Below are 14,394 nucleotides of genomic sequence, written 5' to 3'. Positions count from 1 at the left end.
TTTTCGCGGCCGATGTGCCGCCCGCCGCTTATCAAGAGGTATGTCATGACCACGTCCGCTGCCCAGTTCGAACGCGCCAGCCGTCATATTCCCGGTGGCGTCAACTCGCCGGTCCGCGCCTTCAAGGGACTGCATCGTCCGCCGGTGTTCATCGACCATGCCAAGGGCGCGTATCTGTTCGATGTGGAAAATACGCGCTATATCGATTACGTCGGTTCCTGGGGGCCGATGATCACCGGTCACGCCGATGAAGATGTGCTTAGCGCCGTGCGCGAGCGTCTCGAGAGTGGCCTGTCCTTCGGCGCGCCCACCGAGATCGAGTCCGAGATGGCCGAGCTGATCTGCGAGATGCTGCCGAGCCTCGACATGGTGCGCATGACCAACTCCGGCACCGAAGCCACCATGTCGGCGATTCGCCTGGCGCGTGGTTTCACCGGTCGTGACAAGATCGTCAAGTTCGAGGGTAACTATCACGGTCACTCCGACTCGCTGCTGGTCAAGGCCGGTTCCGGCGCGCTGACCCATGGCGAGCCCAGCTCCCCGGGCGTGCCGGCGTCGCTGGCCGAGCACACCATCACGCTGGACTACAACGATGCCGAGGGCGTGCGTCGTTGCTTCGCCGAGCTGGGTGACGAGATCGCCTGCATCATCGTCGAGCCGGTCGCCGGCAACATGAACTGCATTCCGCCGGTTCCGGGCTTCCTGGAAAGCCTGCGTGAAGTGTGCGATGCCCATGGCAGCGTGCTGATCCTCGATGAGGTGATGACGGGCTTCCGTGTCGCCCTGGGTGGCGCTCAGGCGCATTACGGCATCACGCCGGACCTGACCTGCCTGGGAAAGATCGTCGGCGGCGGCATGCCGGTGGGTGCCTTCGGCGGCAAGCGCGAGATCATGCACCACCTCTCGCCGCTGGGGCCGGTCTACCAGGCCGGGACGCTGGCAGGCAATCCGCTGGCGATGGCCGCTGGCGTCGCGCTGCTGCGCAAGCTCAAGGCGCCCGGCTTCCACGCCGAGCTTTCACGCAAGGTCGAGATGCTGTGTGAAGGCCTGGAAAGCCGTGCCAAGGCGGCAGGCATCCGTCTGATCACCCAGCATGCCGGTGGCATGTTCGGTGTCTTCTTCACCGATGACGCAGAAGTCAGCAATTTCGCCTCCGCCACGCGCTGCCGTCAGCAGGATTTCGTGACCTTCTTCAACGCGATGCTCGCCGAAGGCGTCTATCTGGCACCCTCCGCCTATGAAGCCGGCTTCATGTCCGCGGCGCACACCGATGCGGATATCCAGGCCACGCTGGATGCGGCTGAGCGGGTCTTTGCGCAGATGTCCTCATCGAACTGAGTGCGACGTAATACAGTACCTGAGTCCGCGGGTTGGCCAACGCAGACAGGAACCCGCTCGGCAGGCTGCCGGGCGGGCTGCCATCCGGTACACTTGTCGCCAACGATAGCGATTGCGCTAATGACCTTATAGCCAGCTTGCCTTAGCGGAGACGACCTTGAGCCAGGCCTTGATTCGAGCCCTTCACACAGCCGATTGCTTCGATCACCCCGTGAAGGATATCGAAGTGCACGAGACGCATATCTCGTGGATCGTGCTGACCGGCGACTACGCCTACAAGATCAAGAAGCCGCTGGATTTCGGCAGCTTCCTGGATTTCTCGACCCTTGAGCGCCGCAAGCTCCTGTGCGAACAGGAAGTGCGCCTCAACCGCCGTCTGGCACCGACGCTGTATCTGGATACCGTGGCGATCTCGGGCACGCCCGAGGCTCCGCGCATCGGAGACGACAGTGCTGTCTTCGAGTACGCGGTCAAGATGCGCCAGTTCTCCAATCGCCATCTGTTCAGCGCCCTGCAGGCCAGTGGCGAGCTGTCGCTGGAATTGCTGGATGATCTGGTCGACCAGCTGGTGGCCTTCCATGAGCAGGCCGAGCGCATCCAGGGCGATAGCGAGCTGGGTAGCCCGCAGATGGTCAGTCGTACCATCGACAACGAGTTCGAACTGATTCGTCCCCGCCTCGGCGATGATGCCGAGGCCATCAAGCGACTCGCGCTGCTCAAGCAGTGGACAGAAGAGACCTTCCAGCGCCTCAATCCCGAGTTCGAGCGTCGCTGGCAGGAAGGCTTCGTGCGTGAGACTCACGGTGATATCCACCTGGGTAACGCCGTGCGCCATGAAGGCCGTGCTCTGTTGTTTGACGGCATCGAGTTCAATGAAGAATTGCGCTGGAACGATGTCGGTTGTGACCTGGCCTTCCTGGTGATGGATCTCGAAGCGCGTGATGAGCAGGCCTTTGCCCATCATGCACTCAACCGTTATCTCGAGCTCTCCGGTGATTACTCGCTGGTGCGTCTGCTGCCGTACTACAAGATCTATCGCGCACTGATCCGGGCCAAGGTGGCGATGATTCGCTATCACCAACCGGACCTGTGTGAGGCGGATCGCGCCGATGTGCTGGCCGAGTACGAGCGCTATATCGGGCTGGCGGAGCGTTATAGCGAGATCCGCTTCCCTTACATGATCATCGGTGTGGGTGTCTCCGGCAGTGGCAAGAGTCGCTTCACGGAAGAGATGGTGCGCGAGCTGGGCGGCGTGCGTATTCGCAGTGATGTGGAGCGCAAGCGCCTGTATGGCTTTGCGGCGGATGCCGATACCGAGTCCGGGCTCAATAGTGGCATCTATACCCCCCAGGCTACCCATGCGACCTACGAGCGACTCTCGAATCTGTCAGCCACGCTGCTGGAATCGGGTATCCCCGTCTGCATCGACGCCACCTGCCTGAAGAAGGTGCAGCGTGATCGCCTGCGTCATGAGGCAGAAGCCCGTGGCCTGCCGGTACTGATGATCAGCTTCGAGGCCGATGACGAGACGCTGCGCAAGCGCATCATCAAGCGTAGTCAGCGCAGTGGCGAGGCTTCCGAAGCGGGACTGGAAGTGCTCGACAAGCAATTGGCCAATCGCGAGCCATTTGCGCCAGAAGAGCATGGTCAGCTGGTCCATATCGACACGACAGCACCCAACGCCAATGTCACCTTGGCTCGTCTGATTCGTGAGCAGCTCAGGCTGCATTGAGGTGAGCGATCGTTGTCATGGGGCAAGGCGGGGTTCGCCAGCGGCAACAGGCAGGTCAGCAAGGGCCGCCAGATGGTGGATGAAAGCCTTGAGAGTTATCGCAAGCCCTTCCCGGAGGGTGCCGTGACAGCGCCAAAGAAGTAACTTGCCGCTGCGATAGATGTTTCGCGGCTGGTACTGGAAGGCCGCTGACGACCCTGTCAGCGGCCTTTTTCATTATGGGGATCCACCGGGCGAAAAAACGAAAACCCCGCTTGCGCGGGGTTCTGTAAGACATCCTGGCTGGCGCGTGATCAATACTGCATCACGTTGGCTACGTTGCCACCGCCAGTCTGGGTCACGCTGGAAGCGTTCATGGCGCCTGATTGAACGACGTGAGCACGGTTGGCGACGAAGCTCAGGAACCCCCCAGACTGCTGAAGGACATCAGAGGTGTGACCAGATCCCGTCTGCTGGACGCGAGCATGGTCGTTGAGGCCGGTCTGGGTAATCAGTGAGTCACTGTTGGTACCGCCCTGTTCGACGATGGCGTAGTTGGAGTAGCCACTCTGATTGTTGATGGCCAGGTTCTCGCTGCCTGTCTGGCTGATATCGGAGTACTGCAGCATGTCGGACTGGTTCACCAGCGCGGTATTGTTCGCATCGCTCTGGTTGACGAGCGAGTCATGAGAGCTGCCATCCTGCGTGACCCGTGCGACTTGATTGGCGCCAGCCTGGGTGACGGTGGAATCGATACGTGATCCGGTCTGGGTCACGACGGCAAGACCCAGCTCACCAGTCTGCGTCACTGTGGAGTTGTTGAAGCGGCCTTCCTGAGTGACACGTGCACGGTTGTATTCGCCGGTCTGCATAACATCCGAGGCGTGCTGATAGCCGCCTTGGGTCACTCGGGCAATGGCGTAACTGCCTTGCTGGGTGGCCATGGAGTCATTGAATGCTCCTGTCTGAGTCACGACAAGAGTATTTTCACGCCCCGCCGGAGAGCCACTAGCGCCCTGCCACGATTCAGAATGGTTGGCAAAGCCATCCTGAGTGACACGGGTGAGATGCTTGTAGCTTTTCTGGTTCAGGTCAACGGAATTGTAGACGCCAGTCTGGTTGACGATACCAGTATTGGTGCTGCTGTATTGGGTTGATTCTACCTTGTTGGCGCCACCCAGCTGATTGATGCGAATCGTATGATTGACGCCGTTCTGATAGCTGTTCGCCTTGTTGTAGAGGCCGACCTGATCAATATCACTATCGTGGGAGCTGTCGAGAGACCCACCATCACGTGATGTCTGGCCAACATTGGCCATGTTCATGAAGCCAGTTTGATCGACATCTGCGGTGTTGTTGTCTGCCATGGCCTGAGAGGAAAAGGCAATCGCGACAGCCAGCAGGCTCATTTGGATTTTCATGGTTTGTTCCCTTGTGTAGATCATTTTTTGAGTTGTGTTTTTATTATTGACTTGCTTCTGGTCATGCATCCCCTGACATGATGACAGTCTGGTTTTTCGTGATCCGCGACATCATGTTGTACTGCTACTGCTCTTTTATGGCCTTGCCAGGAGGTTGTATTCGTCATGCAGGTCTCTTGACTACATGTAACTGAGAACCTCTCCTGGCCAGGCAAAATTCGTATTGGCGATTCGATGAAAGCGGCTGTTCAGCCATCACCTTCACAAGCATCATTGTCATGGAGCGATGTCATGCGAGCCATCGTGATAAAGATCACTGTTGTATGACCTGGACACGCATATGGCCCCGTGAATATTGAGTGATACTTGCCGGTATCTGGCTACTGGCCTGTTGTAGAAGCGTGGCGCTTCCCCCGATGCCTGTCTGCTGAATGCTGGCGCTTTGCCCAACACCTTGCTGAATGATCAGCGCATCATGATATTGGCCATGCTGAAGAATGCTGGCCTCATGCAGGGCACCCTCTTGCAGTGTGTATGCCGTGTTTCCATTGCCATATTGGTCGACACCTGCTTCATTCAGGGCACCGCTCTGGCCAATCAATGAGGCGTTGCCATTGCCATGCTGAGCGATCATCGCTGTGTTGTATGTGCCAGATTGCTCGATGACTGCCACTGAGTGGCTGCTTCCCAATTCGGAGGTGGTCGCCAGGTCATTGGCCAACACCCATAAGCTGAGTGTCAGTGATGAAAAGAAAAGGCAGGCCTGTAGCATTCTTATTTGTTGATGCTTTGCCGAAGCCATGGCGTGAGTCCATCCAGGTGACCGTCTAAGTGCACTAACTATTGGTCTTTATCGAGGCCATCGCCATCAGTCATTTTCGGGTTTATGAGGGCTAGAGATTGCTACTCATAATGTCTTGCCCATTAGCGGTGTGTAATGACAAAGGGTGGCCAGATTTTCAGCACCGTTCAGGGAGGTATTACTGTTGACGGTATTAGACGCATGCTATTTCATGCTTTGTTGTTTTATTTATCTCTTATATTTATGCCGATACGAAAAAGGCAGCCACCTCTTGTGAGGTGACTGCCTTTCAAGGGAGAGATAAACACCGCGAATACCACGATGCTCTCTTCGGGGTCTTGAATGTGGGTCGGCTCTACAACATCGGAGTCGGGGCTTGCAGATACTCCATCAGTTCTGATGTCTGAAGGCTGTCCGGGTCCTGGAGAACCCAGAGCTGGCGTTCGACGCCTTGCGCAATCAAGTGAATCACGGCGGATTCGATGGCGGACATGACCGCCATCTGTACGGGTTCATTGCTGGTATACCCCGCCTCCATCTCCAGCAAGCGACTGAAATCGATGAAGCGATAGACGCCCGCTCTCAGCTCCCGGGAGTAGATCGTCTTGCTGGTATTGACGTTGGCGATGACCTGCCCTGTGGTGATATCGACAGCGCGTAGGTTGACCGTCACCTGATCTACCTGATACTGACCAGAGGCGCCGATGCCGAAGTATTCCGCGCCTGCCCCGCCTGTTCTGACATTGGAGTCGAAGGCAATGATGCCACCCTCGAACAGCAGGTTGGCAGCTTGCAGCGCGGCAAGATCATTCTGGCCTGTGCGCTCCATGTTGGCACGGATGATCTTGCGCTCTGTCAGCAGGTTCTGCAGTCCCACGCGCTCGAGGGGGATGAACCAGCCGGAGTCCGACAATGCGGCGCTCAGCATGGCGGCTCCGCCCTGGGTGACCGCCGTAGAGAAGGTACTGGCAGGGGCAGGCCGGTACTGGCCCGTCTGGTCACGGAAGTCGTAGATGGCGACCGGGATACGGCCGGCAGGAGGCGGTAGACTGATCAGATCCTGATAGGTGGAGGTTCTTGGCATCAAGGTGCTGGGCACCCCTTCAAGACCCTGGGTATTGGCGACCATCGGTGCACAGCCAGCAAGCGCCAGGCTGGCGACGGCCAGCATGGAAGTGAGTGTCTTCATTGAGCGAAACCTTTCATCAGTAGCGGATCAGAATGTATTGCCTGATGTGCCGAGGTTGATGACGGTGGTTTCACCTGTGGCGCGATCAAGCACCTGCATGGAGAAACCGCCATTGCCGTTACTGATGACTTCGACACGCAGCTGAGCGCTGTCGATCACGCTGGAGCGGCCGGGTTCTGTGGAATCGACAGCATCGGTGATGGCATCGGATACCAGGCTATTGCGCAGGTCGCTGATGAAAAGTTCTGTTTCGGAAAGACTATCGAAGGAGTAGGCATCAGGATCCTCGTGGGTGTCCTGGGCCTGGGCCTTGCCAAGCAGATAGCTGCCATTGAGAGGGTTGCCACCAAAACTCGGGTTGATGGGCTGATAGATGAGTTCACCGGCATATAGCGGCATCGCCGATAACAGCAACGACACCGCGAGTGTCTGATGCTTCATGATGTTCCCCTGTTCCCTTGCGTATTGTCAGGGTCTCCGTGTCCGGAGCCCATTTATTATGTCGGTCTTCAATACATCAGAATTCGTCACCGGCCATGTCCGGGTCATTGCGCAGGGCTTCCATGACCTTGCGACGCAGGAACTGGTCGGAGACGTTTGATACAGCGGCGCTGGCGTACATATCCACGTCATTAAGGCGCGGAGGGAGCGTCGCTTCATACAGAACGTTGTTGCCTTCGGTGATCCAGATGAGGCTGCCCCAGCGTGCTGAGGGGCGTTCATGGATACTGAGGGATGTGTTGCGGATGGCTGGGCTATCGAGGCGTTGCTGACTGAACTGGCGGAAGAAGGTCTTGCCGATCATGGTCATGGTGCGATCGATCATCACCCCACTTAGACCGTCGGAAAGCGTGGGGCGAGCGTGCTGGATGGCGACCCCATCTTCCCCCTGACGGCGAGCCTGCTGCTCTTCACTGGCAACGGATACCTCGGGTCGCACCGCCTCCGGCGCGGATTGCGCGAAGGCGGGCGACAGACTGAAGCATGTCAGTCCCCAGGCGACCACCTGGCGGCTTGTCATGCCCCGACCGTTCACGACATCTGTGCTCTGCGAGCGATGCGTGGGGTGCGCGAGACAGGCATTGCCAGGTTCTGACGTGCCCAGTTCATGGCTTGAATGCGGTTATGCACCTTGATCTTGCGGAAGATGTTGTAGAGATGTGACTTGACCGTGTGTTCACTGACGAACAGCTGGTCAGCAATCTCGGTATTCGAGGCACCCGTGCCCAGCAAGCCGATGATTTCCACCTCACGCTGGGTCAGACCACAGACCGGGCGATAGGCGTTGAGCTGCTGACGGCGATAGAAATCCAGCAGGCGGGTCATCAGCGGTCGGGACATCCACATGTCGCCTTCCAGCAGTTTCGCGATGCCCTTGCTGATCAGTGAGAGGCTGTCCTGTCGGTAGAACACGCCTTGAAGATGGGTGCTGACCAGCAGGCTGGCAGCTTCCTCTTCATCACTGATGTTGATAGCGGCCAGCTCTGCGCTGGCATCCTGGCTGGCATCTGCATCCCAGCGTTGCATCGTGCCTTCATCGACGTGGTCGGTGTCCAGCAGCACTATCGTTCTTTCTGCCTGCCCGGGTGTGTAATCCTCGTCGGGGCTTGCGGAAGCCACCTGACACTCAAGCTGCTGGCGAATGTAATCCATGAAAAGCGCTGACTGCGGATTGCAGTCAGTCACCAGCAGCACCATTGCGTTCCCTGTAATCATGGTGCGAGACCTCTGAGTTGTCGTACCGATTTTCTTGGCGGAGCCATATCTGAAGTGTGGTTGGGTGAGTCGTGTAGCACTGCACTCATTCACGTCGGGCATTACGCGCTGAGCACCTTTATAGGATTGCGCGATAGTGGGGATAAGGCAACCTCTAATCAGTACTTGCTAAAATAACCAGTTTATCCTTCCCCTCCAGTTCTGATTTGACCCAGAAAAAGAATAGGAAAAACAGTACGTAAACCTGATGAAAATAGCGCTGGTCATGATGACCCTTCTCGAGAGTGCAATGAAAACCAGACCTTTGCGCTTTTTTTACCAAGCTTTTCACTGGTTCAAAGGTACCACATATCTAATACTGAAAAGCGTCTCTTCAATGTCATTATGTAACTGGGCTTGTCTTTTTGTATCCACGTATTTGAGGGGTGTCAGGAATGCGACGCAGTACTGCACATGAGTCATTTCACTCTTGAAAAGTGAAGCGCTTACTACGCGTAGCCGACTTGGGGCATGCTCTGTCGCAGTGGTTACCTCACAGGTCCGCCTCGTGGGAGAGGTGGTCGCCCAGCGTCACCTGAGCCTCAGGATTCCGGCTCCGTCGTGCGCTTGGGGATGTAAAGGTTGAGGTGCTCGTGGGCCCACTGGATCGCCTGATGGCGGTTGTGGACTCTGATCTTGCGAAAAATGTTATATAAATGAGATTTCACGGTGTGCTGGCTCAACATCAATCTATGCGCGATATCTGCATTACTTTGCTGTGAGGCAATGAGTGACAATATTTCCAGTTCTCGTTGTGTCAGTCCCATGACAGGCTGAAAGGCAATCTGTTGTTGTTGACGATAATGACGAATCAGCGTCTGCATGATATTGCGAGTCAGCCAGTTTTCATTCTCGAGTATCTTGCCGATTCCCTTGCTGATCTGTTCAAGGCTGTCCTGGCGATAGAAGATTCCACTGAAAGGAATATTCAGAAGTAGTGAGATGGCATCGTCTTCATGTTCGACATTGAAGGCAGCGATCTTGTCGATATGACTCCATCGCATCATCTGGGCCAGACTGCACTGGGTGCTGTCGATCAGCACCAGGCAGGGAGATGACGGCAGTGGGGCTTCATGGTGGCAGGCCTCGACGACACATTTCAGTGTCTCTTGCAGGTACTCGACGAACAGTTCGGTCTGCGGTGAAGGGCTTGTCACGAACAGGACTCTGGTAGCAGTCATGGGGGCGCTCCTGTCGCAAGCGTTGGGGGGGCTCATCATCAGCAGGCTGAGGCGGAGACATGAATCCACGGTGATTCGATGGTTGTCTTGAAGTCTAGTCGAGTGTCATCTGGGGGCTGGCGCTGCGCATAGTGTTAGATGGCATAACGCATATTCCTTTTATTTCTCAATTTAAAGATATACAAATCATCGAGTTACGCGATTCTTTCGGTTGATGCTTACTTGCTTGAGCCGCGAGGCACAGACAAATCCTGCACTGGCATTAGCCCGCTATGGGGCAGATAGCCTGTATCGGCCTGTCAGTCATCAAGTTGAGCACATGAGTGATATCGGCCCATGACACCATGGATCTCAGTCGTGCCTGGCGCAGACCCCTCGCGTGTACGCATCGGATGCACGCGCTAGAATGGGGTGCTGCAAGCGCCTCGCCCGTGTGACTCACACGCGGCCGCATTCTCGTTGTTCCTATCCCGGAGATTCACATGTCCGCTTCTTCTCTCGTACTGGCCAGTGGCAATGCCGGCAAGCTACGTGAATTTTCCCACCTGCTCGCGCCGCTGGGGATCGAACCGATTCCTCAAGGGCAGCTGGGAGTGAGTGACGCCGAAGAGACAGGGCTGACCTTCGTCGAGAATGCATTGATCAAGGCGCGCCACGCCGCAGAGGCCACCGGCCTGCCGGCGCTGGCAGATGATTCCGGGATCGAAGTCGATGCGCTGGGCGGGGAGCCGGGCATCTATTCCGCACGCTTTGCCGCGCGGCGTCAGCAAGGTAGTGGTGATGGTGACAACAACGCCGCCCTGTTGGCAGCGCTTGAGGGCGTGCCTGAGCAAGCGCGTACGGCGCGCTACTGGTGCGTGCTCGTCTATCTGCGCCATGCGGCAGACCCGGTGCCGATCATCGTTCAGGCCAGTTGGGAGGGGTGTGTTCTTGACGCGCCACAAGGCGAGGGTGGCTTCGGTTATGACCCGCTTTTCTGGTTGCCGGAGCATGACATGACCGCCGCGGCCCTGGATGCCGAGACCAAGAACCGTCTCAGCCACCGGGGACGTGCGATGCAGCAGTTGCTCGAGGCGCTTGCCGCGCAGAGCGGTCAAGCGTGATGTCCGCCGCGAACCTGCCGCCTCTGTCGCTCTATATTCACGTGCCGTGGTGCGTGCGCAAGTGCCCCTACTGTGACTTCAACTCCCACGGGGTCGGGCGTGATGCCGGCTTGCCTGAAGCGGAATACATCACGGCACTGCTGGCCGATCTCGATCAGGACCTGCAGTTGCTGCAGGGCCAGCCCGAGCGTGAATTGCACAGCATCTTCATCGGCGGCGGCACGCCGAGCCTGCTGAGCGGAGCGGCTTACCAGCGACTGTTCGATGGCCTGCGGGCGCGCATGACGTTCTCTGCCGACTGCGAGGTCACGCTGGAGGCCAATCCCGGCACGCTGGAGCAGGGCCGCTTTGCCGCCTATCGCGCCGCCGGCATCAATCGCTTGTCATTGGGCGTGCAGACCTTCCAGCCGGAGCAGCTCGAGGTGCTGGGGCGTATCCACTCCGCTGAAGAAGCCGAGCGCGCGGTGGCCAGCGCACGGGCGGCGGGCTTCGACAATTTCAATATCGATCTGATGCATGGCCTGCCGGGCCAGACATTGGAGACGGCGCTGGATGATATCCGGCGTGCCCTGGCACTCAAGCCGACCCATCTGTCCTGGTATCAATTGACGCTGGAGCCGAATACCGAGTTCTATTCGCGCCCGCCGGTACTGCCGGAGGATGACCTGCTGTGGGATATCCAGGATCATGGTCACGCCGAGCTGGAGGCTGCCGGTTTCCATCGTTACGAGATTTCCGCCTATGCCCTTGAAGGGCGCAGCGCGCGTCATAACCTCAATTACTGGAAATTCGGTGATTACCTGGGCATCGGAGCGGGCGCGCATGGCAAGTTGACGTTGTTGAAAGCCGACCCGGCTGGGAACTTGAACGGTGAGTTGCAGCTCCAACGACGTTGGAAAAGTCGTCAGCCTGAAGCGTACTTGCGCAGGATGCAGGACCCTCGCGGGTTCGTGGCGGGGCAGCAGGAAATTGACCGCGATGAGCTGGCGCTGGAGTTCATGATGAATGCACTGCGCTTGACCGGGGGTGTCAGCTTCGAGGATCTGCGTCGCACGACGGGGCTGGATCGCGAGGCATTGGAGCCGGGCCTGAGCCAGGCGCGTTCGCGCGGGCTCATCGTTGAGGATGACGTGCTGTTGCGCGCCACGCCCCGGGGCTTATTGTTCCTCAATGACCTGCTGGCCATGTTCGACACCTGATTGATCAGGCATTATCGGAGGCATGACGATTATTTGCGCAATTGTCATCTTGCCTTTAATGAGTGTGTAGATAGGGAGCGTTACCATGAAGAAGTCTGTACTCCTGGCCCTGCCGTTGGCAGCCGCCGTCGCGATGGCGGGTTGTTCCACGACCAACCCGTATACCAATGAGCAGCAGACCTCCAGTGCGGCGAAGGGTGCCGGCATCGGTGCGGTCGTCGGTGCAATCGCCGGAGCGACCAAGAGTGGTAACCATCGTCTCGACAAGGCGCTGATCGGCGCCGCTGCGGGTGCCGCCGCGGGCGGTGGTATCGGCTATTACATGGATGTTCAGGAAGCCAAGCTGCGCGATCAGTTGCAGGGCACCGGCGTCAGCGTGACCCGTGTCGGCGACCAGATCATCCTCAACATGCCGTCCAACGTCACCTTCGGCTCCGACTCCAGCACCCTGTCCGGTCAGATTCAGCCGGTCATGGATGGCGTCATCACCGTGCTCAAGGAATACGACGAGACCCGCGTCAACATCGCGGGCTATACCGATTCCACCGGTGCCAGCAACTACAACCAGAACCTGTCCGAGCTGCGTGCCCAGGCCGTCGGCAACTATCTGGCCAGTGGTGGCATCGCCTTCAACCGTCTGAACATGCGCGGTTATGGTGAAGCCAGCCCGGTGGCATCCAACGACACCGCCTCCGGGCGCGCCCAGAACCGTCGCGTCGAGATCACGCTGACGCCGATGGAAAGCTGAGTATCCATCAGCTGCCATGGCGGCATGATGGTGAATGACCACGAGGCCTGCGCTTTTGCGTGGGCCTCGTTGCTTGGCAAGCACGGCTTTTGGGGTGACAAGTGATCATCTCTGCTATCCTTCAGCCCCTTCGGCGGCCTTGTCTGGTTTTCCTCTCGTCGCCGCCCCCCGATTTCTATCTGCTGCCTCGCTGGATGTGGCAGATATCGCCGTATCAAGGAGGCGCTCTTGCTCGCCTATCAGCACGCCTATCACGCTGGCAATTTTGCCGACCTGCACAAGCACCTGCTCGCCACCACCCTGGCCGAGCAGTTATTACGTAAAGAATCTCCCGTTACGTTTATCGACACTCACGCCGGTCGTGGCTGGTATCCGTTGGCGGCCCGCGAGACGGAACAGCTGCGAGAATACGAGCAGGGCGTTCTGCCGTTGTGGCAGGTGCGTGATCGCTGGCTGACCGATGCGGGTGAGCCGAAGTCTTCGTCAGCTGACAAGCCGTTGGCTCGCTGGCTGGCACGTCTGGCGGACATGCAGCCGGATGTCGCCAAGGGCGGCGCCAGCGAGCTGAGCGTCTATCCCGGTTCGCCCTGGTGGCTGAGCCAGTCGCTGCGCCGCGGCGATCGCCTGTTGGCCTATGAGCTGCATCCGGGCGAGATCTACCACTTCGATCAGGCGCCGGTGCAGCGTGACAGCCTCGGCAAGGTCATGCGTCGTCAGCAGGATGGTCTGTCCGGTCTGTTGGCGGCCGTGCCGGTCACCACGCCGCGCGTCGCCGTGCTGATCGACCCCAGCTATGAGCTGAAGAATGATTACCGTGATGTGGCAGATGTCGTGGTCGAGACCCTGCGCAAGTCACGTCATGCCACCATCATGATCTGGTATCCGCTGCTGCCGGCAGGGCGTCAGCATGACCTGCTCGAGCGTCTCAAGAAGCATTCGCCGGCACCGATGTGGCGCAGTGAGCTGACGATCGATTCACCGGAGGGGGATCACGGCATGTACGGTTCCGGCATGCTGGTGATCAATCCACCGTGGCAGTTCGATCGTCAGTTCTCCATCGCCATGCAGGAAGTGGTCGAGGTGCTCAAGAGCGCGCTGCCGGCTCCGCAGTCGGTTGCCGTCGAGCACAAGGGCCTGTGGTGGCTGTCGGAAGAGGTCGCCCGTGCGCGCAGTGAGCCCAAGCCGATGCCGCGTGAACGACTACTGGCGCTGCGCAAGCTCAATCAGAAGGTCAAGCGCGACAGCGATGTCGAGGTGACCCAGGCCAAGCCCAAGCGCGAGAAGCTCAAGCGTGGTGAAGGCTGGGCCAAGCCTCGCGTGCGCAATGACAGTGCGACGCCCAAGGCCAAGGGCAAGCGTCATTCCGCGACTGCCAAGCCCAAGACCAGCATCAAGGCGCAGATCAAGGATCAGGTGCACGGGCATTCGGCGCCGAGTGAGAAGCGCGTCAGTGAGAAGCCTGCCGAGCGCAAGTCGACGGCCGCTGTCGAGCCCACTCGTCCGCGCGGCAAGGGCGAGACGGCAGGCAAGGGGGCGGGCAAGGATTCTGCCAGCTGGAGCGACTGGTCCTCCAGCGTGCCGGGCAAGGGCCGCCGCGAAGGTACCACGCGGGTCAGCATGCGCAGTACGCCGGCGATCGGCCGTGATGGTCAGGTCAATCCGAACAGCACGACCAAGCTGCCCAGAAAGTACGCGGCCAAACAGCGCCCTGAAGACAACAAGGATGTCGGCAAGCCGCTGGATGCGCGTGAAGCGCGTGCCCTGCGTGAGAAGCAGGAAAGCAATGCCATGAAAGGCAAGGCTGCCAAGGGCGGCGCCAGCAAGGAAAGCTCTGGCAAGTCAGCAGCTGGCAAGACGAATTCAGGCAAGGCAGCGTCTGGCAAGAAACAGGGCAACAAGCCACGCGGCCCGCGCAAGCCGTGATGACTGAGATGAACGCAGTACGCT

Annotated in this window: 13 protein-coding genes; 6 read left to right on the top strand and 7 right to left on the bottom strand. The window is 58.6% G+C overall.

Features of this window, described 5'->3' with window-relative positions; translation table 11 throughout:
- The first annotated feature begins 45 nt into the window (after positions 1-45).
- Both hemL and MKZ40_RS10560 read left to right on the top strand, forming a co-directional pair.
- Positions 46-1,338, top strand: a complete 1,293-nt coding sequence (gene hemL, locus MKZ40_RS10565; RefSeq protein ID WP_175088911.1) for a glutamate-1-semialdehyde 2,1-aminomutase — start codon at positions 46-48, stop codon at positions 1,336-1,338.
- Positions 1,339-1,549: 211 nt separating this feature from the next.
- On the top strand, positions 1,550-3,070 hold the full coding sequence (locus tag MKZ40_RS10560) for a bifunctional aminoglycoside phosphotransferase/ATP-binding protein (protein ID WP_282627861.1): 1,521 nt from the start codon (positions 1,550-1,552) through the stop codon (positions 3,068-3,070).
- Between the two features lie 293 nt (positions 3,071-3,363).
- Here MKZ40_RS10560 and MKZ40_RS10555 read toward each other — a convergent pair whose 3' ends face one another.
- From MKZ40_RS10555 to MKZ40_RS10525, 7 genes are all read right to left on the bottom strand, one after another.
- Positions 3,364-4,539 carry a hypothetical protein gene (locus tag MKZ40_RS10555; RefSeq protein ID WP_175088913.1) on the bottom strand — a complete coding sequence of 392 codons (1,176 nt, stop codon included), beginning with the start codon at positions 4,537-4,539 and terminating at the stop codon, positions 3,364-3,366.
- Between the two features lie 244 nt (positions 4,540-4,783).
- Positions 4,784-5,272 (bottom strand): hypothetical protein, encoded by a 489-nt coding sequence (locus tag MKZ40_RS10550; RefSeq protein ID WP_175088914.1) that lies wholly within the window; start codon positions 5,270-5,272, stop codon positions 4,784-4,786.
- Between the two features lie 355 nt (positions 5,273-5,627).
- The gene (locus tag MKZ40_RS10545; RefSeq protein ID WP_175088915.1) at positions 5,628-6,461 is read right to left on the bottom strand and encodes a CsgG/HfaB family protein; all 834 of its coding nucleotides are present in this window, start codon (positions 6,459-6,461) and stop codon (positions 5,628-5,630) included.
- Positions 6,462-6,488: 27 nt separating this feature from the next.
- Positions 6,489-6,902 (bottom strand): curli assembly protein CsgF, encoded by a 414-nt coding sequence (locus MKZ40_RS10540; protein ID WP_054556371.1) that lies wholly within the window; start codon positions 6,900-6,902, stop codon positions 6,489-6,491.
- A 76-nt stretch (positions 6,903-6,978) separates the two neighbouring features.
- Entirely contained in the window at positions 6,979-7,482 is a 504-nt protein-coding gene (locus MKZ40_RS10535; RefSeq protein WP_175088916.1) for a CsgE family curli-type amyloid fiber assembly protein, read from the bottom strand.
- Positions 7,483-7,493: 11 nt separating this feature from the next.
- Positions 7,494-8,177 carry a LuxR C-terminal-related transcriptional regulator gene (locus MKZ40_RS10530; RefSeq protein ID WP_043331668.1) on the bottom strand — a complete coding sequence of 228 codons (684 nt, stop codon included), beginning with the start codon at positions 8,175-8,177 and terminating at the stop codon, positions 7,494-7,496.
- Positions 8,178-8,758: 581 nt separating this feature from the next.
- On the bottom strand, positions 8,759-9,397 hold the full coding sequence (locus MKZ40_RS10525) for a LuxR C-terminal-related transcriptional regulator (RefSeq protein WP_052384307.1): 639 nt from the start codon (positions 9,395-9,397) through the stop codon (positions 8,759-8,761).
- A gap of 482 nt (positions 9,398-9,879) precedes the next feature.
- Between MKZ40_RS10525 and rdgB the strand changes: the two genes are divergently transcribed.
- The 4 genes from rdgB to rlmJ all read left to right on the top strand — a co-directional run bounded on the left by rdgB (position 9,880) and on the right by rlmJ (position 14,370).
- Positions 9,880-10,500, top strand: coding sequence for an RdgB/HAM1 family non-canonical purine NTP pyrophosphatase (rdgB, locus tag MKZ40_RS10520; protein ID WP_175088917.1), 621 nt, complete (start codon positions 9,880-9,882; stop codon positions 10,498-10,500).
- On the top strand, positions 10,500-11,699 hold the full coding sequence (hemW, locus tag MKZ40_RS10515; protein WP_175088918.1) for a radical SAM family heme chaperone HemW: 1,200 nt from the start codon (positions 10,500-10,502) through the stop codon (positions 11,697-11,699). The genes rdgB and hemW overlap by 1 nt, the downstream gene beginning before the upstream one ends.
- 85 nt (positions 11,700-11,784) lie before the next feature.
- Positions 11,785-12,447, top strand: coding sequence for an OmpA family protein (locus MKZ40_RS10510; protein ID WP_043331663.1), 663 nt, complete (start codon positions 11,785-11,787; stop codon positions 12,445-12,447).
- A 228-nt stretch (positions 12,448-12,675) separates the two neighbouring features.
- Entirely contained in the window at positions 12,676-14,370 is a 1,695-nt protein-coding gene (gene rlmJ, locus MKZ40_RS10505; protein ID WP_175088919.1) for a 23S rRNA (adenine(2030)-N(6))-methyltransferase RlmJ, read from the top strand.
- The last annotated feature ends 24 nt before the right edge of the window (positions 14,371-14,394 follow it).

Source organism: Cobetia sp. BMC6 (genome assembly GCF_029991385.1).
GTDB lineage: Bacteria > Pseudomonadota > Gammaproteobacteria > Pseudomonadales > Halomonadaceae > Cobetia.
Note: the sequence above shows the minus strand (reverse complement) of the source record. Positions and strands in the feature narration are given on the sequence as shown.

What these genes read in the sequence shown, in the direction of transcription:
- hemL (WP_175088911.1), top strand. Translation starts at nt 46, where the DNA reads ATGACCACGTCCGCTGCCCAGTTCGAACGCGCCAGCCGTCATATTCCC.
- MKZ40_RS10555 (WP_175088913.1), bottom strand. Translation starts at nt 4,539, where the DNA reads ATGCATGACCAGAAGCAAGTCAATAATAAAAACACAACTCAAAAAATG.
- MKZ40_RS10550 (WP_175088914.1), bottom strand. Translation starts at nt 5,272, where the DNA reads ATGGCTTCGGCAAAGCATCAACAAATAAGAATGCTACAGGCCTGCCTT.
- MKZ40_RS10545 (WP_175088915.1), bottom strand. Translation starts at nt 6,461, where the DNA reads ATGAAGACACTCACTTCCATGCTGGCCGTCGCCAGCCTGGCGCTTGCT.
- MKZ40_RS10540 (WP_054556371.1), bottom strand. Translation starts at nt 6,902, where the DNA reads ATGAAGCATCAGACACTCGCGGTGTCGTTGCTGTTATCGGCGATGCCG.
- MKZ40_RS10535 (WP_175088916.1), bottom strand. Translation starts at nt 7,482, where the DNA reads ATGACAAGCCGCCAGGTGGTCGCCTGGGGACTGACATGCTTCAGTCTG.
- MKZ40_RS10530 (WP_043331668.1), bottom strand. Translation starts at nt 8,177, where the DNA reads ATGATTACAGGGAACGCAATGGTGCTGCTGGTGACTGACTGCAATCCG.
- MKZ40_RS10525 (WP_052384307.1), bottom strand. Translation starts at nt 9,397, where the DNA reads ATGACTGCTACCAGAGTCCTGTTCGTGACAAGCCCTTCACCGCAGACC.
- rdgB (WP_175088917.1), top strand. Translation starts at nt 9,880, where the DNA reads ATGTCCGCTTCTTCTCTCGTACTGGCCAGTGGCAATGCCGGCAAGCTA.
- hemW (WP_175088918.1), top strand. Translation starts at nt 10,500, where the DNA reads ATGTCCGCCGCGAACCTGCCGCCTCTGTCGCTCTATATTCACGTGCCG.
- MKZ40_RS10510 (WP_043331663.1), top strand. Translation starts at nt 11,785, where the DNA reads ATGAAGAAGTCTGTACTCCTGGCCCTGCCGTTGGCAGCCGCCGTCGCG.